2 protein-coding genes are annotated in these 1,835 nt (G+C 68.3%); one reads left to right on the top strand and one right to left on the bottom strand.

From position 1 onward, the window contains the following. Positions 1-42: 42 nt before the first annotated feature. The gene (gene ypfJ, locus ABD089_RS00130; RefSeq protein ID WP_343884118.1) at positions 43-924 is read right to left on the bottom strand and encodes a KPN_02809 family neutral zinc metallopeptidase; all 882 of its coding nucleotides are present in this window, start codon (positions 922-924) and stop codon (positions 43-45) included. Positions 925-1,105: 181 nt separating this feature from the next. Between ypfJ and ABD089_RS00135 the strand changes: the two genes are divergently transcribed. Next, positions 1,106-1,801 carry an NUDIX hydrolase gene (locus ABD089_RS00135; protein WP_343884119.1) on the top strand — a complete coding sequence of 232 codons (696 nt, stop codon included), beginning with the start codon at positions 1,106-1,108 and terminating at the stop codon, positions 1,799-1,801. The last annotated feature ends 34 nt before the right edge of the window (positions 1,802-1,835 follow it).

The raw sequence follows: 1,835 nt of genomic DNA on the forward strand, positions 1-1,835 counted from the left end.
TTCGTTGCAGTCAGGCCTTGCCCATGCCTTAGAGGGCTGGGGTCAGCCCTCGAGGTTGTTCGTGGTGAAGGTCTCCGAGCAGACATTGGGGTCGCCCGAATCGAAACCGCGGCTCACCCAGTAGTGGCGCATCTTGGCCGAGCCATGGGTCCATGACTCGGGGCTGACGCGACCGCTGGACGACTCCTGGATGCGGTCGTCACCGACGGCCTCGGCCGCATCGGCGACGCGCAGCAGGTCGTCCTTGGTGATGCCGGAGATGATGGCGTCGTTGCCGGAGGCGGCGTTCTTGAACCAGACGCCCGCGTAGCAGTCCGCCTGCAGTTCCAGACGCACCTGCGGGGAGGTGGGGCCGGTCTGGTTGCCAGCGGCCTGAACCTCGCCGAGCTGACCGGTGAGGTCGGAGACGTGGTGGCCGTACTCGTGGGCGAGGATGTAGGCCTCGGCCGCGTCCCCACCCTGCGCGCCGAGCTGCTGCAGCAGTTGGTCGGCGAACTCGGTGTCGATGTAGACCTTCTTGTCGCTCGGGCAGTAGAAGGGGCCCACCTGCGAGCTGGCCGTGCCGCAGCCGGTGCTGACCTGGCCGGAGAAGGCGATCGTCGGGCTCTTGGTGTACTGGCCATCGGCGAACTGGCTGGCCCAGTAGGACTGGATCGAGTTCACGTAGGCAGTCCAGCGGCACTCGCGGTTCGTCGCGACGTCGGCACCCGAGGTGCAGTTGTTCTGAGAGGCGGAGGTGGTCTGCGTACCGGAGTCGCCCGTGGCGCCCAGCACGTCGGCCGGATTGAAGCCGAAGATGAGCCCCAGGATCACGATGATGATGCCGAGGCCACCACCGATCGCGACGCCGCCACCGCTACCTCCACTGCCACCGGCGTTGATCACCTGTGACGGGTCGAGCTGGGCATTCTGGTTGAAGTCCATCCGAGGGGCCCCCTTGCTGGGTTGAGCACTGCTGACGCGGCTGCACTGCCCTGCTGCGCGCGGGATCAGCGTAGCGAACCGGCGCGTCGGGTTGTCGCACGCCTCGGCCATATTGCGATCGGCGAACAGCCCCACGGGTCGCCGCACTGGTCAGGGCCGCAACGGATGCCATGATGGAGGAATGCGCATCGTGGGAGTGGGACAGCCGGGGAAGGGTGAGGCCGTCCGGCTCCACGTCGACCACGGCGCCCATCCGCACCAGGTGCTGTGGCGGCGCGGCTTCGTGCTCAATGAGCTGCTGTCGGCCCGGTTGGAGGGCGGCGAGGTGGTGCTCACCGTGCGGGTGAGCCCCCGCGCACCAGGCTCGCGTCCACCGCGGGTCAAGCACCGCGGCGCCGACCCCGACCTGCTGGTCGCCGACGGGGAGGAACCCGTGCTCAACCAGCGCCTCGCGGCCTATGCGATCGTCCGATCCTCGCGCGGGGTGCTCGGCACCGAGTGCTCGAACCGAACGGCCGTCCCCGGTCTGTGGCAGCTGCCCGGCGGCGGACTGAACCCCGGGGAGTCCCCATCGGACGCGCTGATGCGCGAGATTGCCGAGGAGACCGGACAGAAGGTGCGGATCAACCGCCTGATCGACCTGCAGTCCGACCACTGGATCGGACGGGCGCCCAACGGCGTGTTGGAGGACTTCCACGCCCTGCGGATCATCTTCACCGCGACCTGCTTGGAACCCACCACCCCGAATGTGATCGACATCGACGGGACGACCGAGCGCGCGGCCTGGGTGCCCTTGCGCCAGTGGCGTTCGCTGCCCTGGACCTCGGGTGCCCGGTCCCTGCTGGACAAGCACCTGGACCAGGTGCCAGTCCACTGACGGCCTGATCACCCCCAGAACACGGGAAAGCCCC

This window comes from Luteococcus sanguinis (assembly GCF_039527675.1).
Lineage (GTDB): Bacteria > Actinomycetota > Actinomycetes > Propionibacteriales > Propionibacteriaceae > Luteococcus > Luteococcus sanguinis.